Origin of the sequence: Pseudomonas sp. W2I6 (assembly GCF_030815935.1) — a bacterium.
GTDB lineage: Bacteria > Pseudomonadota > Gammaproteobacteria > Pseudomonadales > Pseudomonadaceae > Aquipseudomonas.
The window spans coordinates 2,112,924-2,139,263 of sequence record NZ_JAUSXJ010000001.1 but is presented as its reverse complement, the minus strand read 5'-3'; the positions used below and the strand labels follow the sequence as shown (position 1 = coordinate 2,139,263).

The window sequence follows — 26,340 nt, the reverse complement described above, 5'->3', positions numbered from 1 at the left end:
TCCCACATTTGATGTGTGTTGTGCTCAGGAATAGGCCCGGATTGAAGGCGCCATCTGCGAGGCGTTGTAGTTGAGGATCCGGCCGTCTGCTTCAACGCCGTAACGGCCATTGAGGGATTCCAGCGGCAAGCCGTACAGGTGGAAATGCAAGGTCGCCTGCTCACCCTCAACGCGAATCCCGTGCAGGTCTTCACCGAGGAACGAGATAGAGGTGCCCGGCTGCACGACGACTTCTTTCTCAAGGGTCAGGGTGGTGAAGCCTTCCTCACGCCCTTCATCGTTGCGGCCATACACGTAGTTGATTTCCTGGCCTTCAACGGCACTGATGATCGCCCAGGTTTCGTGGTTGTGCGGGATGGTGCTTTTGCCCGGCAGCAACGAGTTCAGGTACAGGGTGGGCGTGTCGCCGTCGTCGTTCAGGCGATAGCGGAACGCGGTACTGCCCTGGCCCGGCACCGGCGCGGGGAATTCGCTGAAGTTGAACAGGTCCCGGCGCTCGGCCAGGGTTTCCAGCAGCCCGACGATTTCCACCAGGGCCGCGCGGTCTACGCCACGCTGGTTGATGACGCGGATCTGCTGCAGGAAGTCTTCGATAACGGCGGCACGGTTTGCGGTACTCATGACGAGGTTCCTCTTGTTAGACGGACAGGGTGTAGCGGCTCAGGTTGGTCAACAGGTACGGATCGTTGGCGATCGGCGGCCGACGGCCGGGATCGCCCAAGGCATGGCGCAGAAATTCCTGGGTCCGTTCACTGGTGGGGCGCTGGAAGATCTGCTCGGCGCTGCCGTGCTCGACGATCACGCCGTTTTCGGTGAAATAGACGATGTCGCTGATCTCTTCGGCAAAGCGCATTTCGTGGGTCACCAGCACGCAGGTCATGCCTTCTTCGGTCAGCTCGCGAATCACCGTCAGTACTTCACCGACGGTTTCCGGGTCCAGGGCCGAGGTCACTTCATCGAACAGGATCAGCTCGGGGCGCATCGCCAACGCCCGGGCAATCGCCACCCGCTGCTGTTGGCCGCCGGACAATTGGCCCGGATAGGCATCGGCCTTGTGCTCCATGCGCACCTTGGCCAACAACGCCCGGGCATCTTTCTCGGCATCGGCACGGTTACGACCGAGCACCTTGCGCGGGGCGATCACCAGGTTTTCCAGCACGGACAAATGCGGGAACAGGTTGTATTGCTGGAATACAAAACCCACACGCTTGCGCAACTCGATGCGCTGGGCTTCCTGGGTCAGCGTATCGACCCGGGTTTCGCCCACGCGAATGGTGCCGCGCTGAGGCTGCAACAGGCCGGTGATGCAACGCAGGATGGTCGACTTGCCCGAGCCCGACGGGCCGATGATCGACACCGCCTGGCCGCGATGCACGTCGAGGTCGATGCCCTTGAGCACCCGGTTGTCACCGAACGACAGCTGCAAATCCCGCAGGCTGACCAGGGGTTCAATAGAAGGCATAACGGCGCTCCAGGCGTTGGGTCAAACGGGAAATCGGGTAGCAGTAGGCGAAGAACAGGACCAACAGGCTGAGGTAGATCACCACGGTAAAGCCGGTCATGTTCACGGTGTTGCTGGCGATCTGTGCGGTGTCGATCACGTCGTGCACGCCCACCAGCGACGCCAGGGCGGTGCCCATGGTGACCACCGCGTAGAGGTTCATCCACGGCGGCAACATGCGCTTGAAGCACTGGGGCAGGATGATCGAGCTGAATATCTGGCCGCGGGTGAATGCCAGTGAGCGCGCCGCTTCCCATTGGGTGCTGGGGATCGAGCCGATGGCGCCGCGAAAGATCTCCGCCACGTTGGCGCTGGCCGGCAATGCCAGGCCAATCGTCACCTTGACCCAGTCCGGGAACGACACGTAGCTGCTGCCGATATGGATCTCGAACGGGAACACGTAGGTGGTGAAATAGATCAGCACCAGCCACGGTGCATTGCGGAAAACCTGCACCCAGATCCGCGCGGGCAACCGCAGCAGGCGCAACGGCGACAGGGCCAACGCGCCCACCATCAGCCCCAGCAGCGAACCAAGACCAATCGCCACCAGGCTGATCAGGATGTTCTGGCCGAAACCAGTCACCAGCGCCGGCGACCATTGCAGCAACGCCGACAGCACCGGGAATGAATCAATGGCCATAGCCGGGCATCCTCAGGCGCGCTTCCAGCCAGCGCCCCACACAATTGACGGTAAAACTCAGCAAGCCGAAAAAGCTCAGGATCAGAATCATCAGCTCCAGCACGTTGTCGCTCTGGGTCCAGATCATGATCGAGGCGTAGGTGATATCGCCCACGGCGATGGCCGAGGCCACGGCGGTCATTTTCACCAGGTCGATCAGGTTGTTGATCAGCGACGGCAGCGCGAAACGCAGGGCCAACGGCAACTGCACACTCCACAGCAATTGCCGGCTGCTGAAGGCCAGGGAGCTGGCGGCTTCCAGGGTCACGGCGGGCACCGCCTCGATGCCGGCGCGCAGGGCTTCGGCGTGGAACGCGCCCTTGTGCAGCGAAATCACGATCACCACCCAGGCAAACGGCGTCAGCGGGTTGGCCGCGCCGACAGCCTGGGTCAGCAGCATGTTCAACACCAGGAATGCGCAGTACAGCTGCACCAGGGTCGGCGTGTTGCGGGTGACTTCGATAAACACCCGCGCCGGTTTGGCCAGCCACGGGTTGCCGGAAGTCAGCAGCGCCGCCAGGCTGATCCCGGCCAGCAGGCTGCCGACGATGGTGAACAGGCACAACAGCACCGTGGTCAGCGCGCCCTGCTCCAGGGTGCCGCGCTGATAGCCATCCAGCAGGAAGCTGTAGTTGAGGCCGATACCGGCGGCCCAGTGCACAAAAAGCTCCAGCCAATGACTCATTCGACGCCCCGCAGCTTGCCGCAGGCGACAGCGATACGGCGGCCGGCCTCGGCCACGCTGTCGGTCGCCGTGGCGATGGACAGGCGAAACCACGGCGACAGGCCGTAGGCACTGCCCGCTACTCCGGCGACGCCCTCCTCCAGCAAGTACGCGACGACATCGCCATCATCGTCCAGGCGCTGACCGTCCGGGCGATAGCGGCCAAGCAAACCGGCGCAACGCACGAACACGAAAAAGCCGCCCTGGGGTTCGAGTACTTCCAGGCCTACGACGGTGCCGAGGGCCATCATCAACAGGTCCCGGCGCAGCTGATAGGCCGCTACCTGCTCGGCCAAAAAGCCCAGCCCGCCGGTGAATGCCGCCAATGCAGCAGCCTGGCCCACGGAGGAAGCACCGGAGGTGGATTGCGACTGAACAACCGCCATTGCATGGGTCAAGGCCTGCGGCCCGGCGCCGAAACCGATGCGCCAGCCGGTCATGGCGTAGGTCTTGGACACGCCGCCCACCAGCAGGCAACGGTCCTGCAAATCCGGCGCGACGTTCAGCAGGCTCTGGGCCGGGCGCCCGTCGAAGCGGATGTGTTCGTAGAGTTCATCCAGCAGCACCAGCACCTGGGGATGGCGACGCAGCACCTCGGCCAGCGCATGCAGTTCAGCCTCGCCATACACCGCACCGCTCGGGTTGCCCGGGCCGTTAAGGATCAGCCAGCGCGTGCGTTGATTGATGTGTTGCTCCAGCTGGGCGGGCAGCAGTTTGCAGCCCTGCTCCAGCCCGCACTCGATAAACACCGGCTCGCCACCGTTGAAGCGCACGCTGTCGGGGAACGACGGCCAGTAAGGCGTCGGCACCAGCACTTGATCGCCGTCGTCGAGGGTTGCGGCGAAGGCGTTGAAGATGATCTGTTTCGCGCCGTTGGCGATCACGATATTCGGCAGCGAATAGTCCCGGTGGTTTTCTTCGGCCAGTTTTCGCTGCACGGCCACGCGCAAGGCTTTTACCCCGGGTGTCGGCGTGTACTTGGTGGCGCCCGCAGCAATGGCTGCGCAGGCGGCTTGCTTGATGTGCTCCGGGGTATCGAAATCCGGCTCGCCGGTGGTCAGGTCCAGAATGTCGCGGCCGGCGTCACGCAGTTCCGTGGCGCGGGATTTGGCCGCCGCATTGGCCGACAGCGACACGCGCTGCACCCGCTTGGACAGGCGAACGGTCATGGCTGTACCTCCAGGACTTTGCCGGGATTGAGCAGGTTTTTCGGGTCGAGGGCCCGCTTGATGCGGCGCATCAGGTCCAGTTCCACCGGGCTTTTGTAGCGGCCCAGCAGGCCGACCTTGCGCTGGCCAATCCCGTGTTCGGCGCTGATGGAGCCGCCGTGGGCGTGGGCGCTGTCGTGTACCAGCAAGCTCAATTCGGCGTAGTTGCGCATGTGCTCGTCAACCGTTGAATCCAGCGGATGAGCCACGTTGTAATGCAGGTTGCCGTCCCCCAGGTGCCCGAACGTGAAGTTGCGAACACCGGGGAAATGCGTCTGCAACAGCGCATCGGTATGGGCGACGAAGGCGACGATTTGCGAAATGGGCACCGAGATATCGTGCTTCATATTGCGTCCGGCACGCTTCTGCGCTTCGCTCATGTTCTCCCGCAGCAGCCATAGCGCTTCGCTTTGCGCCAGGCTTTCGGCGATCAGTGCGTCGGCCAGCAGTGACTGTTCGAAGGCTTCACCGAGGACCGTTTCGAAGGCTTCGCGGGCGTGGCTTTCACCGTGGTTATCCGACAGCTCCAGCAAGGCAAACCAGGGTTGGCTGGCGTTGAGAAACGGTTGCGGGCCCTCTGGAAATTGCTCGCGCAGCAACGCAAGGCAATCGGCGCTGAGCAATTCGAATGCAGTGAGGTTTGCACCAAAACCGGCGCGGGCATGGGACAGGAACGCCACCGCCTGGGCCAACTCGTCAAACGCCAGCAGCGCTGTCGCCTGGGCCTTGGGCAGCGGGAACAGCTTCAGGGTCGCGGCGGTGATAATCCCTAGGGTACCTTCGCTGCCCACGTACAAATCCCGCAGGTCGTAGCCGGTGTTGTCCTTGCGCAACCCTCGCAGGCCATTCCAGATTTCGCCTTCGGCGGTCACTACTTCCAGGCCCAGGGTCAACTCGCGGGTGTTGCCATAACGCAGCACGGCCGTGCCGCCTGCATTGGTGCCAAGGTTGCCGCCGATGGTGCAACTGCCTTCGGCGCCCAGACTCAATGGAAACAGGCGACCGGCTTCACGGGCCACGTCCTGGATGTTTTGCAGGATGCAGCCGGCTTCGACGGTCAGGGTGTCGTTGTCGGTATCGATCACGCGCACCCGGTTCATGCGGTCGAGCAGCAACAATACCGCGCGGCCGTTGGCATCCGGTGTGGCACCCGCCATCAGGCCGGTGTTGCCGCCCTGGACCACGATGGGCGCTTCCAGGGCGACACACGCACGCACCACGGCGGCCACTTCCTCGGTGTTGGCCGGGTGCACCACGGCGATCACCTGGCCGGTGTAGCGGCCCTGTTTGTCGGTCAGGTACTGGGCGGCGTCTTCGCTGCGCTGCACATGGGCGGCGCCGAGCAGTTGTTGCAGGGTGGCGAATAGCGCTTCACTCATGGCTGTACTGCTCGTGCAGATCACGCAGGGCTTGGGACGGAGCCATGCCGGTACGTTCGCCGAGGGCGATCAACCAGCCGCTGCGATGCCAGTCGCGCACGATGGCGTCGAGCCTGGCCTGGGTGTCGTGTTCGCCTTTGCGGATCCAGATTACGGATTTGGACGGGATCAAATCCCCCGGCAACGGGATCTCGTAGCCGGACCATTCGGCATCGCCGAGCAGCGCGTGCATGGTCGGGCTGACGTGCACCGCCGCCACACAGCCATTGCCGCGCAACGACAGCAAAGATTCGGACTGGCTGCGGAACGCCTTGATCTGCGCGCCGTAGGTTTCCTGCAACGGCTTGATGAAGTTGCTGCCCTGGGACACGCACACCGGCTTGCCCTTGAGGTCGGCCCACTGGGTGATGCCGGCGCCTTTGCGGATCAACGCCGCGCCGCCGACCTCTTCATAGGGCGTGGGCACGTAGTCGAGAATCTCGGCGCGTTCGTCGGTGTACTGCATGTTGGCGATCAGCACGTCGACCTTGCCCTGTTGCAGGAACTGCACGCGGTTGGGCGCCAGTACCGAAACGGTCCTGGTCTCCACACCCAGCGCCTGGCCCAGGCCCTTGGCCAGTTCGACGTTGTAGCCCAGGTGTTCGCCGGTCTTGGGGTCGATGGTGCCAAACGGCGGACCGCTGAGGATCACGCCGACGCTGATGGCGTGGCGTTGCTGGATCTTGTCGAGGGTGGCGTCGGCGTGGACCAGGCTGGCGCACAGTGCCAGGGCCAAGGCAGTCAGGGTTCTCAATGTCATGTGTCAGGCGCCCTTGAACTGTTTCTGCAACTCCACCAGCGCCGGGGACGCCGGGGTGATGTGGTTGCGGGTCTGGGCTTCGATCAGCCAGCCGCTGCGGTGCAGGTCCTTGACGATGGGGTCGAGTTTGGCCTGGGTGTCGCTCTCGCCACGGCGGGTCCAGATTACCGATGGCGCCGGGTTCAGCTCGGGACTGAGGGTGCGGTAATCCTTCCATTCGGCGCTGTCGTTGATCAGCGGGTTGACCAGGGTGGAGTCATGCACCGCAGCGACGCAGTTGTTGCCGCGCAGGGCCAGCAGGGATTCCGAAGAGCTCTTGAAGGCCTTGATCTGCGCGCCCAGTTCGGTCAGCGGCTTGACGTAGCTGCTGCCCTGGGAGGTGCACACCGGCTGGTCCTTGAGATCTTCCCAGCGGGTGATCTTGCTGTCCTTGAGTACGGCAGCAGTGCCGCCGATCTTGTAGAACGGCGTCGGCACGAACCCGAGGATCTCGCCACGCTCGGCGGTCCATTCCATATTGGCGATCAGCAGGTCGACCTTGCCCTGTTGCAGGAACTGCACACGGTTGGCCGGCAATACCGGCACCAGCTGCACCTCGGCGCCCAACTGACGGCCCAGCTCGTTGGCCAGGTCGACGTTCAAGCCCCTGGGCTTCTGGGTGGTGGGGTCGATGCCGCCAAACGGCCCGCCAGACAGCAGCACGCCGACCACCAGCACATGGCGCTGCTGGATCTTGTCCAGGGTCGCATCGGCCTGAGCCACTGCGCTGCCGCCCAGGGCGATCAACGCGCCCAGGACCACAGGCAACCTTCGTTTTACCGCCGCGCGCACAAACCCCATGGAACTCCCCTCATTAGCGATCGGCGTACCCCGACCTGATGTGGGGGCATGCTAGGGAGAGTGCCGGGCTAACGGAAATTCAAATATCTAATATCGTTATAACTTCCCGTATATGGACGCGCTGACTTTTGGCCATATACTCGAATTCATTAGCCCTCGTAAAAACCCGGCGCGACAAAACATAAACATCTGTAATGTTTATCTTCGCACCCTTGATATAAAAAAGCCCTGGAATGGCCATGTCGACCCTCGATCTTGAACTGCTCCGCACCTTTATCGCCGTGGTCGACCACCACAGCTTTGCCGAAGCCGGCACTCACCTGGCACGCACACAATCTTCCGTCACCCAGCATATGCAGCGTCTGGAACAACAAGTGGGCGTCAGCCTGTTTGAAAAACGTGGCCGGCAAAAACAACTAACAGAACCCGGGATGCAGCTGTTGCGGCATGCGCGGCAGATGCTCTCGCTGAATGACGATGCACTCAATTCCCTGCGGGAAAGCAGCCTCAGCGGCGTACTGCGCATCGGCTCGCCCCACGACATCGCCGACACCATCCTGCCGCCGATCCTCAGCCACATCGCCCGCTCGGCACCGCGCCTGCGCCTGGAGATCGACGTCGGGCGCAGCCCGTTCCTGATGGATGACCTGCACCGGGGCAAGGTCGACATGGTGATTTCCACCCGCGCCGATGCCAACCTCGAAGGCTTTGCGCTGCGCACCTCGCCGGTGTGGTGGATTTGTTCGGCGCAATACATTCACTCGCCAAGCGAGCCGCTGCCATTGATTCTTGTGGATGAGCCGAGCATTTATCGGCGCTACGCCCTTGAGGCGCTGGAACGGGCGAATATCCCGTGGCGCCAGGCGTACCTGGCATCGAACCTGATCGGTATCAAGGCGGCAACCCGCGCAGGGCTCGGCGTGACCCCACGGAGCATGGAGATGCTAGGGCCGGATATGCGGGTATTGGGGGAAAACGATGGATTGCCGAGGATGCCGGAGGTCACGTACTACCTGTGGATCCGTCCGAACACGGCGAACCCGATTGCGCGCAAGGCATATGACCTGATCAGGGCCAGCCAGGGGCTGGCGCTGGGGTGACGGTTATTGCTGGGTCAATTGGGTCCACAGCGCGGGTGCGCCGGCAGACTTGGCGATCGCCTCAAGGCGCGCCGCGTGTTCGGCCATGTCCTGCTCGCTGGCGCGAATAATCGTGGTGGGCTGGCGATCCGCTGGCAGGCGGCGGATTTCCGAAGGACGATTGCCCGAGCCTTCCGCCGAACCATTGCCGTCCGAGGCATTACCGGCCAGGGACAGGCTGGTCTGGCCACCGGTCATGGTGAGGTAGACGTCGGCGAGAATCTCGGAGTCGAGCAACGCGCCGTGGAGTTCACGGCCGGAGTTGTCGACGCCATAGCGTTTGCACAATGCGTCGAGGCTGTTGCGCTGGCCCGGGTGACGCTCACGCGCCATCATCAAGGTGTCGAGGATCGAGCAGTGCCGGGTGATATCGGCCCGATCGGTCTGCCCCATCAGCGCGAATTCGTTGTTGATGAAGCCAACGTCGAACGCCGCGTTATGGATGATCAGTTGCGCGCCGTTGATGAACTCGAAGAACTCATCCGCCACTTCGGCAAACCGTGGCTTGCCCACCAGGAATTCGTTGGTGATGCCGTGGACGCCGATGGCGCCTTCGTCACTTTCCCGATCCGGTTGCAGGTAGACGTGGAAGTGCCGGCCGGTGAGGCGGCGGCCCATCAGTTCGACACAGCCGATTTCAATGATCCGGTGGCCGTCGGTCACCGGCATGCCGGTGGTTTCGGTATCGAGTACAACAGATCGGATGGCCATCAGGGTTCAGCTCTCAACGGTTTGGTACATTTCAAGGGGCGGGATCTTAACACGTCAGACGGCATCAGCTCTGTTTGTAGCCGCGCACTTCATCCACACCGCGGTTGGCCAGTTGGTCGGCCCGCTCGTTGCCGGGATGGCCGATGTGCCCGCGCACCCATTTCCAGGTGATGTTGTGGCGATTGCATTGCTCATCGAGCAATTGCCACAGGTCGGCGTTTTTCACCGGCTCCTTGGCCGCAGTCTTCCAGCCGCGCTTCTTCCAGTTGACCATCCACTCGTTGATGCCCTTCATCACGTACTGGGAGTCGGTCACCAGCAATACGTCGCAACGGCGCTTGAGCTCTTCCAGGCCACGGATCGCGCCCATCAGTTCCATACGGTTGTTGGTGGTGTTGGCTTCGCCGCCCCACAGTTCCTTCTCCACGCCCTTGCACACCAGCAAGGCGCCCCATCCGCCGGGGCCGGGGTTGCCCTTGCAGGCGCCATCGGTGAAGAGTTCTACGGTATCGGTCATTTCACTGTCCATTAAAGCGGGATCCATCAAAGCGGGTTGCCGATAATCGACCGACAAGTGCCCGAGGCCGAGAGGCTCGACCTGAAATCAAAAAGGTATGTTTACTGTTCGCTCTGCTTGCGATTGACCTTGGCCATCGGCATCGGCACCAGCTTGCCCATCGGCTCGCGACGCACCTGGCGTACCGGGCGCAGGCCAACGACGATCTTGCGCGCCACCAACAGGTAGAAACCCCCGCCGGACAATTGCCAGGCACCGGCCCTGCGTTCCCAGCCGGCCAGCCGGCCTTGCCACTTGACAGACGCAAGCGGCGGACGATAGCACCCGAAGCGGCGTTTCTCCAGCGCAAAGCCCAGCAGGTTCAACCAGTCGCCGACTCGCGACGGCGAGATGCAGCGAGCCTGGCGCAGCCCGTCATGGGCGAACACATGGCGCAAGCCCCAACTGCTCCAGGGGTTGATGCCAATGATCAGCAAATGGCCACCAGGGCGCACGCTGCTGGCCGCTTCGCGCAGCAAACCGTGGGGCGACAGGCAGAAATCCAGGCCATGCTGCATCACCACCACATCGGCCGCATGCTCGCTCAACGGCCAGGCCTGCTCCTCGCAGACGATTTCAACCCCCGGCAGCGGCGCCCCCAGGCGCACATTGCGTTGCACCTGGGGTGCCGACGGCGGGGTTTGTGCCGACGGCCCGTAATGCACCAGGTAACCACCAAAGAACCGACCCAGCTCGTCTTCGAGCATGCGCCGTTCTTCATCCAGTAAAAATTGCCCGACAGGCCCGGACAGCCATTCACGGGCGGCACTGATCAGTGCCAGCCACTCGGGATCGGCCTGGGCGAACGCTTTATCAGTCATTGCATTCTCCAACGCGCCAAGAAGCTCTAAGATGCACCAATGTGTTCAGCTTGGCGAATCAAAGAATGATACAGATCAGTGCCCTGCCCGCCTTCACCGATAACTACATCTGGTTGTTACAGGATCAGCCGAACAAGCGCTGCGCGGTGGTCGATCCCGGTGATGCCGCGCCCGTGCTGGCCTGGCTCCAGCAGCATCCCGAGTGGACCCTCAGCGACATCCTGGTGACGCACCATCACCATGATCATGTCGGCGGCGTCGAGCAACTTAAAAGTGTTTCAGGCGCCACGGTCTACGGCCCGGCAAATGAAAAGATCCCGGCGCGGGACGTGGCACTCCAGGATAACGACCGCATCAACGTGCTGGGTTGGGACTTCGAGGTGTTTGCCGTACCCGGCCATACCCTGGGGCACATCGCCTTTTATCACGAGGGCGTGCTGTTCTGTGGCGACACCCTCTTCGCCGCCGGTTGTGGCCGCCTGTTCGAAGGCACCCCGCAGCAAATGCACACCTCGCTGGAGCGCCTGGCGGCCTTGCCGGCCAACACGCTGGTGTACTGCACCCACGAATACACACAAAGTAACCTGAAATTCGCCCAGGCCGTGGAACCGCATAACGCGGATATCGCCGAACGGGTGGAGAACGTGCGGCAACTGCGGGCGAACGGCCAGATAACATTGCCTTCGACTTTGGCCCTGGAAAAACGCACCAACCCTTTTCTGCGAACCTCTGAAACATCCGTTAAAGAAAAAGCGGACGAACGGAATGGCCGCGATAACCGGGCCGGGAGTGAGGTATTTGCTAGCTTGAGGTCGTGGAAAGATACGTTCTAAGCGCGCGGAATTTAGTACGTAATTTCTGAATGGTTGACCGCAACCCACGCGCTTTCTAGAATCGCCCGACATTTTTGCCCGGAACTTACTTCCAGCCAATGTCGTCATCTATTCGTAAAACCAACCATTCAGACGCATTGACCCGCCTGGCTCAAGCCGTGGCGGTGGCTGTGTCCGCTACTCTGGCGGGCTGCCAATCGACCCATTTTGCCGCACAATCCACCGTGCAACCCAAGCCAAACCTTACCGCCAAGATCAAGCAAAAACCCCTTTGGCTATCAGAGAAGCCAAGCCCGGAAGTGCCCCAGGATGTCTGGGAACGCATGCGCCGGGGCTTTCAATTGCAGGACGGGTTAGGCGTCAACCCGCGCATTGAACAGCAACGATTGTGGTTTGCCAGCAACCCATCCTTCCTCGAGAACGCCGGCGAACGCGGCAGCCTCTATATTCATTACATCGTCGAACGCCTTGAAGAACGCAACATGCCCCTGGAGCTGGCGCTGCTGCCAGTGATTGAAAGTGCCTACAACCCAATGGCCTATTCCCGCAGCGATGCGGTCGGGCTGTGGCAGTTCGTTCCCGCCACCGGGCGCTATTTCAACCTGCGTCAGACCCGCGCCTACGACGGCCGCCGCGACATCACCGCCTCCACCACCGCCGCCCTCGACTACCTGACTCGCCTGCATGACATGTTCAACGGCGACTGGTTGCTGGCCCTGGCGGCTTACAACGCCGGTGAGGGCACGGTCAGCCGGGCCATCGAGCGTAACGAGAAGCTCGGTTTGCCGACGGACTACTGGAACCTGCCACTGCCCCAGGAAACCAAGGACTACGTGCCCAAGTTCCTGGCGCTGTCCCAGGTGGTGCTGGCCCCCGAGGCGTATGGCGTCAACCTGAACCCGATCGCCAACACTCCGTACTTCGAAGTGGTAGAAATCAAGACCAGCATGGACCTGTCACGGGTCGCCGCGCTGGCCGAGATCGACGAAGACGAACTGTTCCAGCTCAACCCTGCCTTGAAACAGCGCACCACCCTGGACGGCCCGCAGCATTTGCTGGTGCCGACGTCCAAGGCGCAGCTGCTGGCCAGCAGCCTTTCGGCGATGAAGCCCGAAGAATTGCTGAGCATGCGCCCGAAAAAGCCGGTGTTCGACGACGTTGAGCACAAGGCCATTGCCGGTCGCACCCGCAACTACAAGGTGCGCAGCGGCGACAACCTGACGCTGATCGCCAAGGCCAACAAGGTCGATGTACATGACCTGCAGCGCTGGAACAAGCTCAACGGGCAGGCGCTCAAGGTCGGCCAGACCCTGGTGATGCAGGACACCCGCAAGCTGGTGGCCAAGGCCGACAGCAAGAAGCCGGTGCAATACAAGGTCAAGAAAGGCGATTCGCTGTACATCGTCGCCAAGCGCTTCAACGTCGAGATGCAACATCTCAAGCGCTGGAACCCACGCACTGGCCAGGCCCTGAAACCTGGGCAGATGCTGGTGGTTTCCGGGCCGCGCTAAGCAGCAAACACGAGGGGGAACTGGCAACAGCTCCCCCTTTGTTCTTCACCCTGCCAACCCCCATCCAAGCCTGTAGTCTCCCTCCTGCGGCGCCAGCCTTTTTCCAATCGGAACAAGCTGTTACTGTACGGTTCATAAAGCCCAAGCCGCCTGGATCGGATCCCTGACTTGAAGCGTCCCCTCCTTCTACTAATAAGTCTGGCCTTGAGCTTTTCCGCGAACGCGACCATTACCGAGAGCCACGGTTATGCGCAGTTCGGCACGCTCAAGTACCCGGCCAAATTCACCCACTTCGACTGGGTAAACCCCGCAGCGCCCAAGGGCGGCACCTTGCGGGTCATGGCGTTTGGCACTTTCGACACCCTCAACCCGTACACCTTCAAGGGTTCCAGCCCGGTCTCCACCGCCAACTTCCTGCAATACGGCGTCAACGAGCTCAATGAGCCGCTGATGGTCGGCACCGGCCAGTACGCCCCCTCTGGCGATGAGCCGACTTCCAGCTACGGCCTGATTGCCCAATCGGTGGAATACAGCGAGGACCGCAGCTGGGTAGTGTTCAACCTGCGCCCTGAAGCGCGGTTTCACGATGGCAAGCCGATCACCGCCTACGACGTGGCGTTTTCCTATCGCACGCTGCTGACCGAAGGTCACCCGCAGTACCGCACCAACCTGCAGGAAGTGGCCCGGGTCGACATTCTTAACCGGCATCGCATTCGTTTTGTGTTCAAGCGCGCCGGCAACCCGTTGCTGATCCTGCGCCTGGGCGAGCTACCGGTATTGCCCCAGCATTACTGGAAAAACCGCGACTTCAAGGCCACCACCTTCGAGCCGCCGCTGGGCAGTGGACCTTACCGCATCAGCAAGGTCAGCCCCGGGCGACAACTGGTGTTCGAGCGGGTCAAGGATTACTGGGGCAAGGACCTGGCGGTCAACCGGGGTTTCTATAACTACGACAAGGTCGAGGTGGAGTTCTACCGCGACAGCGACGTGGCCTTCGAAGCGTTCAAGGCCGGCGAGTTCGATATCTATATCGAGCACCAGGCGAAGAACTGGGCCAACGGCTACAACTTCCCGGCGGTCAACCGGGGTGATGTGATCAAGGCACAGATCGCCCACCAGATCCCGACCCAGAGCCAGGGCCTGTTCATGAACAGCCGGCGCCCGGCCTTCAGCCAGGCCAAGGTCCGCGAAGCGTTGGGGCTGATGTTCGATTTCGAGTGGACCAACCGCACCCTGTTCAGCGGCGCCTATAAACGCAGCCTCAGCTATTACCCCAACAGCGAGTTCTCCGCCACCGGCGTGCCGACCGGCCATGAGTGGCTGATGCTGTCGCCCTATCGCGACCAACTGCCGGCCAACCTGTTTACCCAGCCCTTCAGCCTGCCCCAGACCGACGGTCGCGGCATTCCTCGCGACACGATGCGCCGCGCCCTGGCATTGTTGGCGGACGCCGGCTGGAAGCTGTCCGGGCAACGCTTGCTCAACAGTGACGGGCAGCCGCTGAGGCTGGAGATTCTGCTGGTGAACCCGAACCTGGAGCGCATCCTGCAGCCCTATGTCGAGAATCTGACAAGCATCGGCGTCGATGCCCGCTTGCGCACGGTAGACCGCGCACAGTACAAACAACGCCTCGATCAGTTCGACTTCGACATGATTCTGATGACCCTCAACCAGACCCTCAGCCCCGGCCTTGAGCAGTGGCAGTATTTCCACTCCAGCCAGGCGGGGATCAAGGGCAGCAAGAATTACGCAGGCATCGCCAACCCGGTGGTCGACCACCTGCTGGACCAACTGCTGGCGGCGCAAACCCGTGAAGAACAGTTGGCCGCAGGCCGGGCGCTGGACCGCGTCCTGCTGTGGCAGCACTACAGTATTCCCAACTGGTACCTCAACTATCATCGCCTGGCGTACCGCAACCGGTTCGCCTTCGTCACCACGCCGCCCTACAGCCTGGGCCTGAGCGCATGGTGGCTGAAAGCTTCGGAGAAAGCCCAATGATACCTTTGCGTACTGCGATCCTTGGCAGCCTGCTGTTTTGCGCCGCGGCCAATGCGGCCCCGCAACATGCCCTGACCCTCTACAACGAACCGCCCAAGTACCCCGCCGATTTCAAACACGTCGACTACGTAAATCCGGATGCCCCCAAGGGTGGTACCTTCCGCGTATCCAGCATGGGCAGCTTCGACAGCCTCAACCCATTCATCAGCAAGGGCGTGCCGGCAGATGATATCGGCCTGATCTACGACACCCTCGCCCAGCAAAGCCTGGACGAACCCATCACCGAATACGGCCTGGTAGCCGGCAAGATCGAAAAGGCCCCGGACAACAGCTGGGTGCGCTTCTACATCCGCCCCGAAGCGCGCTTCCACGACGGCCACCCGATCCGTGCCGAAGACGTGGTGTTCAGCTTCCAGACGCTGATGAAGGACGGCTCGCCGATCTTCAAGACCTACTACGCGGATGTCGACGAAGTGATCGCCGAAGACCCGCTGCGGGTGCTGTTCAAGTTCAAGCGCACCAACAACCGCGAACTGCCGCTGATCCTTGGGCAACTGACAGTGTTGCCCAAGCATTACTGGGAGGGCCGCGACTTCTCCAAGGGCAACCTGGAGATTCCGCTGGGCAGCGGCCCGTACAAGGTGGCCGAGGTCAAGGCCGGGCGCTCGGTCCGCTACGAGCGGGTCAAGGACTACTGGGCCAAGGACCTGCCGATCAACAAGGGTTTCTACAACTTCGATTACCGGGTCACCGATTACTACCGCGACAACACCGTGGCCCTCGAAGCCCTCAAGGCCGTGCAGTTCGATTACTGGCTGGAAATCAGCGCGAAAAACTGGGCCAATGCCTACAACACCCCCGCCGTCACCCAGGGCCGCCTGATCAAGGAAGAAATCCCCAACGGCAACCCCACCGGCATGCAGGGCTTCGTGTTCAACACCCGCAAACCGATGTTCCAGGATGTGCGGGTGCGCAAGGCCATCAGCCTGTTGCTGGACTTTGAATGGAGCAACAAGCAACTGTTCAACGGCGCCTACACCCGCAGCCGCAGCTATTTCGAAAACTCCGAGATGGCCGCCACCGGCCTGCCCGGCCCGGATGAGCTGGCGATTCTTGAACCGCTGCGGGACAAGATCCCGCCCCAGGTGTTTACCGAAGCCTTCGAGCCATCGAAGACCGACGCCAGCGGCATGATCCGCACCCAGCAGCGCGAGGCCTATCAACTGCTGCAAGAGGCCGGCTGGAAGATCGTCGACGACAAGATGGTCGACACCACCGGCAAGCCCGTGACCATCGAGTTCCTGCTGGCACAGACCGAGTTCGAACGCATCCTGTTGCCGTTCAAGCGCAACCTGGCAGACCTGGGGATCGACCTGGTGATTCGCCGGGTCGACATCTCGCAGTACATCAACCGCATCCGTTCGCGGGATTTCGACATGGTGGTGGGCAGCTTCCCGCAATCCTCATCGCCCGGTAACGAGCAGCGCGAGTACTGGAAGTCATCCAGCGCCGACAAGCCCGGCAGCCGCAACTACATCGGCCTGAAAGACCCGGCCATCGACCAGTTGGTGGAAGAACTCATCGACTCCGACTCGCGCAAGAGCCTGGTGGCCCACGCCAAGGCCCTCGACCGCGTGCTGCAGTTCGGCTACTACGTGATCCCCAACTGGCACATCAAGACCTTCCGCGTGGCGTATTGGGACCACCTCGGCCATCCGAAGGTCTCGCCACGGTATGACGTCGGCACCGCCACCTGGTGGAGCAAACCCGACGTGAAACCTGCGATAACCGTGGACACCAACCAGAGCGCCGATCCGGCGAGCGGGGGCGACTGAGATGCTGGCCTATATTTTTCGTCGACTGCTGCTGATCATCCCGACCCTGTTCGGCATTTTGCTGATCAACTTTGTGATCATCCAGGCCGCCCCGGGTGGCCCGGTGGAGCAGATGATCGCCAAGCTCGAAGGCTTTGAAGGCGCCACCAGCCGGATTGCCGGGGGCGGCGCCGAAGTCTCGGTGGCCGGTTCCAGCTACCGCGGCGCCCAGGGCCTGGACCCGGCGCTGGTGAAGGAAATCGAGAAGATGTACGGCTTCGACAAGTCGGCGCCGGAACGCTTGTGGATCATGGTCAAGAACTACGCCCGGCTGGATTTTGGCGACAGCTTCTTTCGCGATGCGAAGGTCATCGACCTGATCAAGGAAAAGATGCCGGTGTCCATCTCCCTCGGATTATGGAGCACCCTGATCATGTACCTGGTGTCGATCCCCCTGGGGATCGCCAAGGCTACGCGGCACGGCAGCCACTTCGACGTGTGGACCAGCTCGGCGATCATCGTCGGCTACGCGATCCCGGCGTTCCTGTTTGCGATCCTGCTGATCGTGGTGTTCGCCGGCGGCAGTTACTTCGACTGGTTTCCGTTACGCGGGCTCACGTCCAACAACTTTGACGAGTTGAGCTGGGGCGGCAAGGTCCTCGATTACTTCTGGCACCTTGCCCTGCCGGTGACCGCCCTGGTGATCGGCAACTTCGCCACCATGACCCTGCTGACCAAAAACAGTTTCCTCGACGAGATCAACAAGCAGTACGTGGTCACCGCCAAGGCCAAGGGCCTGACCAACCACCGCGTGCTGTACGGCCATGTGTTTCGCAACGCGATGCTGCTGGTGATTGCCGGCTTCCCGTCGGCCTTCATCGGCATTTTCTTCACCGGTTCGTTGCTGGTGGAAGTGATCTTCTCCCTCGACGGCCTGGGCCTGATGAGCTTTGAAGCGGCGATCAACCGCGACTACCCGGTGGTGTTCGGCACCCTGTTTATCTTCACCCTGCTGGGATTGGTGGTGAAGCTGATCGGCGACCTCACCTACACCCTGGTCGATCCGCGCATCGACTTCGCCAGCCGGGAGCATTGAGATGAATCTATCCCCCCTCAATCGTCGCCGGTTCGAGCGTTTCAAGGCCAACAAGCGTGGCTGGTGGTCGCTGTGGCTGTTTTTGATCCTGTTCGGCCTGAGCCTGGGCGCCGAGCTGATCGCCAACGACAAGCCGCTGGCGGTGCACTACGACGGCGACTGGTATTTCCCGGCGCTCAAGCGCTACCCCGAGACCACCTTCGGCGGCGAATTCCCGCTGGAAGCCAACTACAAGAGCCCGTATATCCAGGAGCTGCTCAAGGCCAAGGACGCGTGGACGTTGTGGGCGCCGATTCCGTACAGCTACCAGAGCATCAACTACGACCTGAAAGTTCCGGCCCCCGCCCCGCCGTCACGGGACAACCTGCTGGGCACCGATGACCAGGGCCGCGATGTGCTGGCGCGGGTGATCTACGGGTTCAGGATTTCCGTGCTGTTTGCCCTGACGCTGACCGTACTCAGTTCGATCATCGGCGTGATCGCCGGGGCCTTGCAGGGTTTCTACGGCGGTTGGGTCGACCTGGCCGGGCAGCGCTTCCTGGAGATCTGGTCGGGCTTGCCAGTGCTGTATTTGCTGATCATCCTCGCCAGTTTCGTGCAGCCCAATTTCTGGTGGCTGCTGGGGATCATGCTGTTGTTTTCCTGGATGAGCCTGGTGGACGTGGTGCGTGCCGAATTCCTGCGCGGGCGTAACCTGGAATACGTGCGGGCGGCGCGGGCGCTGGGAATGCAGAACGGCGCGATCATGTTCCGCCATATCCTGCCCAACGCCATGGTCTCCACCATGACCTTCATGCCGTTCATCCTGACCGGCGCGATCGGCACCCTCACCGCGCTGGACTTCCTGGGTTTTGGCCTGCCGGCCGGCTCGCCGTCCCTGGGTGAACTGGTGGCCCAGGGCAAATCCAACCTGCAGGCGCCGTGGCTGGGCATGAGTGCGTTTGCCGTGCTGGCGATCATGTTGAGTCTGCTGGTGTTTATCGGCGAGTCCGCTCGCGATGCCTTCGACCCGAGGAAATGAGATGAATCAGGACAATCTGATCGAAGTCCGCGACCTCTCCGTCGAGTTCGTCGTAGGCAACACCCACCAGCGTGTGGTGAACAACGTCAGCTTCGATATCAAGCGCGGCGAAACGCTGGCATTGGTGGGCGAAAGCGGCTCGGGCAAGTCGGTCACGGCGCACTCGATCCTGCGCCTGTTGCCCTACCCGCTGGCGCGTCACCCGTCGGGGACGATCCAGTACGCCAACCACGATTTGCTGACCCTGAAAGAAAAGACCATCCGGCATATCCGCGGCAACCGGATTGCGATGATTTTCCAGGAGCCGATGACCTCGTTGAACCCGCTGCACTCCATCGAGAAGCAGATCAACGAAGTGCTCGGCCTGCACAAGGGGCTTACCGGCAAGGTGGCCACCAAACGCACCCTGGAGTTGCTGGAACTGGTGGGCATCCCCGAGCCCCACAAACGCCTCAAGGCCATGCCCCATGAGCTGTCCGGCGGCCAACGCCAGCGGGTGATGATCGCCATGGCCCTGGCGAATGAGCCGGAGTTGCTGATTGCGGACGAACCGACCACGGCACTCGACGTCACCGTGCAGCTGAAGATCCTGGAGCTGCTCAAGGAATTGCAGGCGCGCCTGGGCATGGCGTTGCTGTTGATCAGCCACGACTTGAACCTGGTAAGGCGCATTGCCCACCGGGTATGTGTGATGCAAAAAGGCTGCATCGTCGAACAGGCCGAATGCGAAACCCTGTTCCAGTCTCCCCGACATTCATACACCCAGGAGCTGCTGGCAGCGGAACCCAGCGGCGGCCCCGCCACCAATGAAGTCGGCCCACCGTTGCTGGAAGTCGATGACCTGAAGGTCTGGTTCCCGATCAAGAAAGGCTTCCTGCGCAATACCGTCGATTACGTCAAGGCGGTGGATGGCATCAACTTCAGCCTGCCCCAGGGCCAGACGCTGGGCATCGTTGGTGAAAGCGGCTCGGGCAAATCCACCCTGGGCCTGGCAATTTTGCGGCTGATTGCGAGCAAGGGCGGCATCCGCTTCGAAGGCCATCAGATGGACAAGCTCAGCCAGCAACAGGTGCGCCCGCTGCGCCGGGAAATGCAGGTGGTGTTCCAGGATCCGTTTGGCAGCCTGAGCCCGCGCATGTGCGTGAGCGAGATCGTCGGCGAAGGCCTGCGTATTCACAAGATGGGCACTGCCGCCGAGCAGGAAGCGGCGATTATCGCCGCGCTGAAGGAAGTGGGCCTGGACCCGGAAACCCGCAATCGCTACCCTCACGAATTTTCCGGCGGCCAACGCCAGCGCATCGCTATTGCCCGCGCCCTGGTGCTCAAGCCCCGGCTGATTCTGCTGGACGAGCCGACCTCGGCCCTCGACCGTACCGTGCAGCGCCAGGTGGTGGAACTGCTGCGCAACCTGCAGGCCAAGTACAACCTGACCTACCTGTTCATCAGCCACGACCTGGCGGTGGTCAAGGCCTTGAGTCACCAACTGATGGTGGTAAAACACGGGCAGGCGGTTGAACAGGGAGATGCACCCGCGATCTTCGCCAACCCCCAGCATGCCTACACCCGGCAACTGCTGGAGGCGGCGTTTTTGGTGCCCGGCCCCTAGCAGTAGAACCACCGTAGCAGCTGTCGAGCCCCAGCGAGGCTGCGGCTCGACAGCTGCTACGCCATTGGGTGTCAGAAGTCGGTTGAGGCCGACAATTCACGCCAGGTGTCGGTCTCTTCCTTGACGTAGGCCAGCTTGTCCTCAATCGCCTGCAACGTGTCGGTACCCAGGGCCAGGCGCATTGGCGGATGCGGCGCTTCCACCAGCTTGATCATGGCCACTGCCAGCAGCTCCGGGTTACCCGGTTGCTGCTGGTTGTAGACCTTGGCCAGCTTGCGCACCTCGCCGGACGTGCCGGCGTAGTCGTCGATGATCAAGGGCGACTCCACCAGGGAGTTGCCATCCAGGAAGTCGGTACGGAAATAACCCGGCTCCACCACCGTCACCTTGACGCCCAAGGGTGCCAGCTCTGCGTGCAGCGCCTCGCTCAACCCTTCAACGGCAAACTTGGTCGAGCAGTACGTGCCGAACCCCGCACCCGAACGGAAGCCGCCCACCGACGAAATATTGATCACGTGCCCGCTGCGCGCCTGGCGCATGAACGGCAATACACCGCGGGTGACATTGAGCAGCCCGAACACGTTGGTTTCATACAAGCGGCGAACCTCATCGGCAGACGCCTCCTCCACCGCGCCCAGCAGGCCAAAACCGGCATTGTTGACCAACACATCAATGCGCCCGAAGTGCTCAATGGCGGCACGGGCAACGTCGGCAGCCTGGGATTCGTCGGTCACGTCCAGTTGCACCGCCAACAGCCCGGGTTGCTCACCGAAGCGTTCGGTGACGGTATGGGCGTTGCGGGCCGTCGCCACCACCGCGTCACCGTGGGCCAGAGCTGCCGCGACGATTTTCGCGCCGATGCCCCGGGAAGCCCCGGTTACCAGCCAAACACGCTTGAAGGAATGTGCCGTTGTCATGATCCGTACCTGATGGAGTGAATGTGAAGCCAAGGTACGCTGAGGCATTAGCCTGAAAAACCGTCTCGTGCTACAAGCACTCTGAAACAGAATTTCATAATGGCTAACCGATGAACCTTGATCCCTTCAATGGCTTGACCGAATTTCTCGCCGTGGCCGAACTGAAGAGCTTCACCCAGGCCGCTGCGCGCCTCGGCGTAACACCGACGGCGGTCAGCCATGCGGTGAAGACCCTGGAGAAGCGCACGGGTGTGGTGCTGTTCCAGCGCACCACGCGTCGGGTGGCGCTGACCGAGGCCGGCATGACGCTTTACAGCCGCCTGCGCCCCGCCGCCGGGGAGATTGACGAAGCGCTGGCGGCCCTCAGTGGCTACCGCGACCGGCCCATGGGCACCCTGCGGCTGACGGTGCCAAGGTTGTCGGGCAAGTTGCTGATCGAGCCGTTGATCCCGCGTTTTCGCGAGGCCTTTCCCGATGTGGTACTGGATATTTCCCTCGACGATGCCACGGTGGACCTGGTGACCCAGGGCTTCGACGCCGGTATTCGCCTGGGGGAATCCATCGACAAAGACATGGTTGCCGTGCGCCTGACCCCGGACCTGAACTGGTCGGTGGTGGGCTCTCCCGCCTATTTTGCCAAGGCCGGCAAGCCGACGACGCCGGAAGCGCTCACGGCCCATCAAACCATCGGTTATCGCTTCCTGACCTCGGGCATGGCACACCGCTGGGAATTCGAGCGGGCGGGCCGGGAATTTACGGTCGGCGTTCAAGGCGGGTTGATCGTCAATGACCGCAACCTGATGATCGCCGCCGCGCGGGCCGGCCAGGGCCTGGCGTACGTGAGTGATTTCGAGGTCATGGAGGACCTGGCTTCAGGCGCACTGGAGCCCGTGCTGCAATCTTTCGTACCGCCAAGCAGCGGGCTGTACCTGTATTTCCCCGCCCGAACCCAGAGCCAACCGAAACTGCGGGCCTTTATCGACCTGGCCACCGCATGGATTGCCGAGAAGCGTGGGCGCTGACAGCGCCGCAAAAGCAAACCAATATCATTTGCGCCGTGCCCGGCCCTTTGGTTTAATCGCGACCAATTCTTATTTACGCCAAGGCTTCTGCGCCACATGGATACTGTGTCGACCCCGTCCACCTCGTTCAGCGACCTCTACGGCAATCACCATTCCTGGCTGCTGGGGCTGCTGCGCCGGCGCCTGAGCAATCGCTGGGATGCGGCGGACCTGGCCCATGACACCTTCATCCGGGTACTCAAGCGCCCGCCGGCCGGCGCCGATGAGACGCGGGAGCGCTCCTACCTGGCCACCATCGCCCGGGGGTTGTGTATTGATCACTGGCGCCGGCGCCAACTGGAACAAGCGTGGCTGCAAAGCCTCGCGGACCGGCCGCAAGCCCTGCAACCGTCGCCGGAGCAGCGGGCAATCATTGTCGAAACCCTGTACGAAGTGGACGCCATGCTCGCGCGGCTGCCCCACAAGGTGCGCGAAGCGTTCCTGCTGGCGCAGTTGCACGGTACGCCCTACAAGCAGATCGGCGAACAGCTCGGGGTAGGCGAACGGATGGTGAAAAAATACCTGGCCCAGGCGCTGCTGCATTGCGCGGTGCTGGAAGCCGAACTGGACGGGATGCTCGTGGAGTGAACAGCCCCGGAAAGCTCAGCCATGCCAGCCTTGAGCAAGCGGCCCAATGGTACGTACGCCTGCAGGATCAGCCAGAGGCTGCCCAGCACTGGCAGGCATGGCTCGGGCAAAGTCCGGAACACCAGGCCGCCTGGGGCTATGTAGAACGGGTCAGCCAACGCTTTGCGCCGTTGGCCGAGCAATCCCACAGCGCCAGCCGTGCGTTGCGCAGCTCTCGGCGCCAGACGCTCAAGACCCTGCTGGTGCTGTGTGCCGGTTCAACGCTGGCCTGGGGCACCTGGCGCAACACCGCCCTGCCCCGGTTGGTGGGAGGCTGGAGTGCGGATTACGCAACCGCCGGCGGTGAAACCCGCGAAGCGCTGCTGGACGATGGCAGTCGCCTGTGGTTGAACGCCTTGAGCGCCCTGGATGTACGTTTTGACCGGGTCCAGCGCTTGCTGCACCTGCGCTTCGGCGAGGTGCTGATCGAGACCGCCAAGGACCCGAACCGCCCGTTCCTGGTGGAGACTCAACAGGGCCGCCTGCGCGCCCTGGGCACCCGCTTCAGCGTGTTGCAGGACGGCGACAGCACCGTGCTCAATGTGTTTGAAGGTCGGGTCGAAGTGCGCACCGCCGCCAGCCAGCAACAACGAATCATCGAGGCCGGGCAACAAGTGGCCTTCACCCGCGATGGGTTCAATCTCCATTCACCCGCATCCGCCACCCGTGAGGCCTGGAGCCGTGGCGTACTGCTGGCCGACAACCTGCCGCTTGGCCAACTGGTCGCCGAACTCAATCGTTTTCGCCCCGGCCACCTGGGCTGTGATCCAGCCGTGGCGCAATTGCCGGTAATGGGTTCGTTCCCCCTCAAAGACAGCGACCACGCACTGCGCCTGCTACAGGCCGCGCTGCCGATTCAGGTCGACACGCTCATGCCGTGGTGGGTCACGGTCAGGCCCAAACACCCAGGCACATAAAAACTTTCAGCCGTCAGTTCCCTTTTCCAAAACTCGTTCGGTTAACCCTGCAGATGCTTTCAATTCGCCGATCGATTTGATCCAAAGGGAATGTTCATGTCGCAACCCGTTCGCTTCACTTTGCGCCCGCTGGCGCTGGCCGTTACTGCTACCCTGTTGTGCCTGGGCGCGCTCGACGCGCAAGCCGCCGAGTCACCGTCGACGCAGGAAACGGCCCGCCACTACACCATCGCCGCGGGTTCGTTGGTCAACGTGCTGAACAGCTTCGCCGAGCAGTCCGGGATCTTTTTCGCCGGCCACAACAGCCTGGCCAGCGGCAAAACCAGCCCGGGCCTCAACGGCAGCTACACCCCAGCCAGCGGTTTGCAACGGCTGTTGCAAGGCAGCGGCTTGCAGGCCGTGCCCCAGGGCAACAACGGCTACGTGCTGGAGTTGGTCCCGGCCAACACCGGCGCCCTGGAACTGGGCGCCACCACCATCTCCGGCGAAGGCCTGGGCGCCACCACCGAAGACACGCACTCGTACACTACCGGCGCCATGGCCTCGGCCACCGGCCTGGCGTTGTCGATGCGCGAGACGCCGCAGTCGGTAACAGTGATCACTCGCCAGCAAATGGACGACCAGGGCTCCACCAGCATCGCCGACACCCTGCGCCGTGCGCCCGGTGTGAGCGTGCAGAACTACGACAGCGAGCGCTGGGAGTTTTCCAGCCGCGGCCTGCCGATCACCAATTTCCAGTACGACGGGGTCAACTCCACCTACGACGGCGTGTATGACTATGGCACCACCAGCACCGACATGGCGGTGTATGACCGCCTGGAAATCATCAAGGGTTCAGCGGGCCTGATGTCCGGCTCCGGCGATCCTTCGGCCACGGTCAACCTGATTCGCAAAAAGCCCACCCGGGATTTCAAGGCCTCGGTCACCCAGACCTTCGGCTCGTGGGACAACTACCGCACCGAAGGCGATATTTCCGGGCCTTTGACCGACTCCGGCAACGTGCGCGGGCGCTTCGTCGGCGTGTATCAGGATCGTCAGTCGTACCTGGACCACTACCAGAACACCAAGGACATTGCCTACGGCATCCTCGAAGCGGACCTGACGCCGGACACCCTGCTGACCTTCGGCATCGACCAGCAGGACACCCGCTCCCGTGGCGCCAGCTGGACCGGCTTCCCGATGTACTTCAGCAACTGTTCACGCACCGACTTCTCGCGGTCCTTCAACCCGGCCGCCGACTGGAGCCGCCGCGACTTCCAGAACCAGACCCTGTTTGCCTCGGTGCAACAAAAGCTCGCGAACGACTGGTCGCTGAAAGTCAGCCTTGACCGCAAGCGCAGCCAGCACGACACCCTGCTCGCCTCCGCCAGCGGCGGCAACCCGGACCCGGTCACGGGCGACGGGATGTACATGTTCATGGGCAAATACAAGGGTGACCAGGTGCAAAACACCCTGGACATCAACCTCAATGGCCCCTTCAGCCTGTTCGGGCGCGAGCATGAATTGATCATGGGCTTCATGGCCACCCGCTCGAAGCAGGACGTGCCGGTGTACGGCTCGATCTACCCGCCCGTGGGCGGCAGCATTTACGACTGGCGCGGCGAATACCCGAAGCCTGACATTCCCCGCAGCGGCCAGAACGACATCGTGCAACGCCAGACCGGCGCGTACCTGGCCACGCGCTTGAAACCCACCGATGACCTGTCGGTGATCCTGGGTACCCGCGTCAGCAACTTCAGCGGCACCGACAACACCGACTTCTACGACCCGACCAAGGCCGACAACCGTTTCACCTACCGCCAGACCGGCGTCGTCACGCCCTATGCCGGTATCGTCTACGACCTGAATGACATCTGGTCGGTGTACACCAGCTACACCAAGATCTACAAACCGCAAAACAGCAAGGACGCCGACCGCAAGTTGCTTGATCCGATTGAAGGCGACACCTACGAAGCCGGGCTCAAGGCAGCTTTCTTCGACGGCCGCCTGAACGCCAGCTTCGCCGCATTCCGCATCGAACAGGACAACGTTGCGCAGTACGTTTCCGGGTTTGAGACCGACTCGGTGTATCGCCCGATTGCCGGCGCCACCACCAAGGGCTTTGAAGTCGAACTGGCCGGTGAAGTGCTGGACGGCTGGAACGTCTCGGCGGGCTACACCTACCAGCACAGCCGTGACGCCAACGGCGATTACGTCTACGGCTCCGTGCTGCAAACCACCACGCCCCAGCAAGTGGTGCGGTTGTTCAACAGCTATCGCCTGCCCGGCGCCCTGGAGAACCTGACCGTGGGTGGCGGCGTGAATTGGCAGAGCGAGTTCTTCGGCAATGTGTTCCAGCCCGATCCCAACGACTCGGTGAATTTCGGCCACAACTCACGCATTACCCAGGACAGCTACTTCCTGGTGGACGTGATGGCGCGCTACCGCTTCAACGAGCACCTGAGCACCACGTTGAACGTGAAGAACCTGTTCGACAAAAAGTACTACACCGGCCTGGGCAACTTCGGTACCGGTTTCTACGGCGAGCCGCGCAGCCTGCAATTGGCGACCCGCTGGGATTTTTGAGCCCAAACGCCAGACTG

The 26,340-nt window shown here is 62.2% G+C and carries 24 protein-coding genes; 12 read left to right on the top strand and 12 right to left on the bottom strand.

Annotated features, from left to right (window positions below):
- Positions 1–24: 24 nt before the first annotated feature.
- Genes QF039_RS10165 through QF039_RS10130 form a run of 8 tightly spaced genes read right to left on the bottom strand, consistent with a single transcriptional unit; the run spans position 25 to position 7,130 of the window.
- Complete coding sequence (locus QF039_RS10165) at positions 25–621, bottom strand: cysteine dioxygenase (protein WP_102368879.1); 597 nt, start codon at positions 619–621, stop codon at positions 25–27.
- Positions 622–637: 16 nt separating this feature from the next.
- On the bottom strand, positions 638–1,462 hold the full coding sequence (locus QF039_RS10160) for an amino acid ABC transporter ATP-binding protein (protein WP_003207489.1): 825 nt from the start codon (positions 1,460–1,462) through the stop codon (positions 638–640).
- Complete coding sequence (locus QF039_RS10155; protein ID WP_003207487.1) at positions 1,449–2,141, bottom strand: amino acid ABC transporter permease; 693 nt, start codon at positions 2,139–2,141, stop codon at positions 1,449–1,451. The genes QF039_RS10160 and QF039_RS10155 overlap by 14 nt, the downstream gene beginning before the upstream one ends.
- Entirely contained in the window at positions 2,131–2,865 is a 735-nt protein-coding gene (locus QF039_RS10150; protein ID WP_307517826.1) for an amino acid ABC transporter permease, read from the bottom strand. The genes QF039_RS10155 and QF039_RS10150 overlap by 11 nt, the downstream gene beginning before the upstream one ends.
- On the bottom strand, positions 2,862–4,073 hold the full coding sequence (locus tag QF039_RS10145) for an aminotransferase class I/II-fold pyridoxal phosphate-dependent enzyme (protein WP_307517824.1): 1,212 nt from the start codon (positions 4,071–4,073) through the stop codon (positions 2,862–2,864). The genes QF039_RS10150 and QF039_RS10145 overlap by 4 nt, the downstream gene beginning before the upstream one ends.
- Positions 4,070–5,491, bottom strand: a complete 1,422-nt coding sequence (locus QF039_RS10140) for an FAD-binding oxidoreductase (protein ID WP_307517822.1) — start codon at positions 5,489–5,491, stop codon at positions 4,070–4,072. Before QF039_RS10140 ends, QF039_RS10145 begins: the two co-directional genes overlap by 4 nt.
- Positions 5,484–6,290, bottom strand: a complete 807-nt coding sequence (locus QF039_RS10135) for a transporter substrate-binding domain-containing protein (protein ID WP_008435192.1) — start codon at positions 6,288–6,290, stop codon at positions 5,484–5,486. The genes QF039_RS10140 and QF039_RS10135 overlap by 8 nt, the downstream gene beginning before the upstream one ends.
- 3 nt (positions 6,291–6,293) lie before the next feature.
- Entirely contained in the window at positions 6,294–7,130 is an 837-nt protein-coding gene (locus QF039_RS10130; RefSeq protein ID WP_008435195.1) for a transporter substrate-binding domain-containing protein, read from the bottom strand.
- A gap of 239 nt (positions 7,131–7,369) precedes the next feature.
- Here QF039_RS10130 and QF039_RS10125 point away from each other — a divergent pair, with 239 nt between their 5' ends.
- Positions 7,370–8,230 (top strand): LysR substrate-binding domain-containing protein, encoded by an 861-nt coding sequence (locus QF039_RS10125; protein ID WP_003207477.1) that lies wholly within the window; start codon positions 7,370–7,372, stop codon positions 8,228–8,230.
- 3 nt (positions 8,231–8,233) lie between these two features.
- On the opposite strand, the gene dnaQ is transcribed toward QF039_RS10125, so the two are convergent.
- The 3 genes from dnaQ to QF039_RS10110 all read right to left on the bottom strand — a co-directional run bounded on the left by dnaQ (position 8,234) and on the right by QF039_RS10110 (position 10,357).
- Entirely contained in the window at positions 8,234–8,974 is a 741-nt protein-coding gene (dnaQ, locus tag QF039_RS10120) for a DNA polymerase III subunit epsilon (protein ID WP_162835175.1), read from the bottom strand.
- Positions 8,975–9,044: 70 nt separating this feature from the next.
- Positions 9,045–9,497, bottom strand: coding sequence for a ribonuclease HI (gene rnhA / locus QF039_RS10115; RefSeq protein ID WP_003207474.1), 453 nt, complete (start codon positions 9,495–9,497; stop codon positions 9,045–9,047).
- Positions 9,498–9,598: 101 nt separating this feature from the next.
- Complete coding sequence (locus tag QF039_RS10110) at positions 9,599–10,357, bottom strand: class I SAM-dependent methyltransferase (protein ID WP_307517818.1); 759 nt, start codon at positions 10,355–10,357, stop codon at positions 9,599–9,601.
- Between the two features lie 65 nt (positions 10,358–10,422).
- Here QF039_RS10110 and gloB point away from each other — a divergent pair, with 65 nt between their 5' ends.
- The 7 genes from gloB (at position 10,423) to QF039_RS10075 (ending at position 20,236) form a co-directional block, all read left to right on the top strand.
- A complete protein-coding gene (gene gloB, locus QF039_RS10105; protein WP_003207471.1) occupies positions 10,423–11,190 on the top strand; it encodes a hydroxyacylglutathione hydrolase in 768 nt (255 codons plus the stop codon).
- A 98-nt stretch (positions 11,191–11,288) separates the two neighbouring features.
- Entirely contained in the window at positions 11,289–12,701 is a 1,413-nt protein-coding gene (locus tag QF039_RS10100; protein ID WP_008435202.1) for a lytic transglycosylase domain-containing protein, read from the top strand.
- Positions 12,702–12,869: 168 nt separating this feature from the next.
- On the top strand, positions 12,870–14,699 hold the full coding sequence (locus QF039_RS10095; protein ID WP_177019986.1) for an extracellular solute-binding protein: 1,830 nt from the start codon (positions 12,870–12,872) through the stop codon (positions 14,697–14,699).
- Positions 14,696–16,534 (top strand): extracellular solute-binding protein, encoded by a 1,839-nt coding sequence (locus tag QF039_RS10090; protein ID WP_307517813.1) that lies wholly within the window; start codon positions 14,696–14,698, stop codon positions 16,532–16,534. Before QF039_RS10095 ends, QF039_RS10090 begins: the two co-directional genes overlap by 4 nt.
- Before the next feature lies 1 nt (position 16,535).
- On the top strand, positions 16,536–17,609 hold the full coding sequence (locus QF039_RS10085; RefSeq protein WP_008435207.1) for a microcin C ABC transporter permease YejB: 1,074 nt from the start codon (positions 16,536–16,538) through the stop codon (positions 17,607–17,609).
- 1 nt (position 17,610) lies between these two features.
- Positions 17,611–18,630, top strand: coding sequence for an ABC transporter permease (locus QF039_RS10080; protein WP_008435209.1), 1,020 nt, complete (start codon positions 17,611–17,613; stop codon positions 18,628–18,630).
- 1 nt (position 18,631) lies between these two features.
- Positions 18,632–20,236 (top strand): ABC transporter ATP-binding protein, encoded by a 1,605-nt coding sequence (locus QF039_RS10075; RefSeq protein WP_307517810.1) that lies wholly within the window; start codon positions 18,632–18,634, stop codon positions 20,234–20,236.
- Positions 20,237–20,307: 71 nt separating this feature from the next.
- On the opposite strand, the gene QF039_RS10070 is transcribed toward QF039_RS10075, so the two are convergent.
- Positions 20,308–21,153, bottom strand: a complete 846-nt coding sequence (locus QF039_RS10070) for an oxidoreductase (protein WP_307517808.1) — start codon at positions 21,151–21,153, stop codon at positions 20,308–20,310.
- Positions 21,154–21,263: 110 nt separating this feature from the next.
- On the opposite strand from QF039_RS10070, the gene QF039_RS10065 reads away from it, so the two are divergent.
- From QF039_RS10065 to QF039_RS10050, 4 genes are all read left to right on the top strand, one after another.
- Complete coding sequence (locus QF039_RS10065; RefSeq protein WP_307517806.1) at positions 21,264–22,175, top strand: LysR family transcriptional regulator; 912 nt, start codon at positions 21,264–21,266, stop codon at positions 22,173–22,175.
- Between the two features lie 96 nt (positions 22,176–22,271).
- The gene (locus QF039_RS10060; RefSeq protein ID WP_134326409.1) at positions 22,272–22,802 is read left to right on the top strand and encodes a sigma-70 family RNA polymerase sigma factor; all 531 of its coding nucleotides are present in this window, start codon (positions 22,272–22,274) and stop codon (positions 22,800–22,802) included.
- Complete coding sequence (locus QF039_RS10055) at positions 22,799–23,758, top strand: FecR domain-containing protein (protein ID WP_307517803.1); 960 nt, start codon at positions 22,799–22,801, stop codon at positions 23,756–23,758. Before QF039_RS10060 ends, QF039_RS10055 begins: the two co-directional genes overlap by 4 nt.
- Before the next feature lie 96 nt (positions 23,759–23,854).
- Positions 23,855–26,323, top strand: coding sequence for a TonB-dependent siderophore receptor (locus tag QF039_RS10050; RefSeq protein ID WP_373461979.1), 2,469 nt, complete (start codon positions 23,855–23,857; stop codon positions 26,321–26,323).
- Positions 26,324–26,340: the final 17 nt, after the last annotated feature.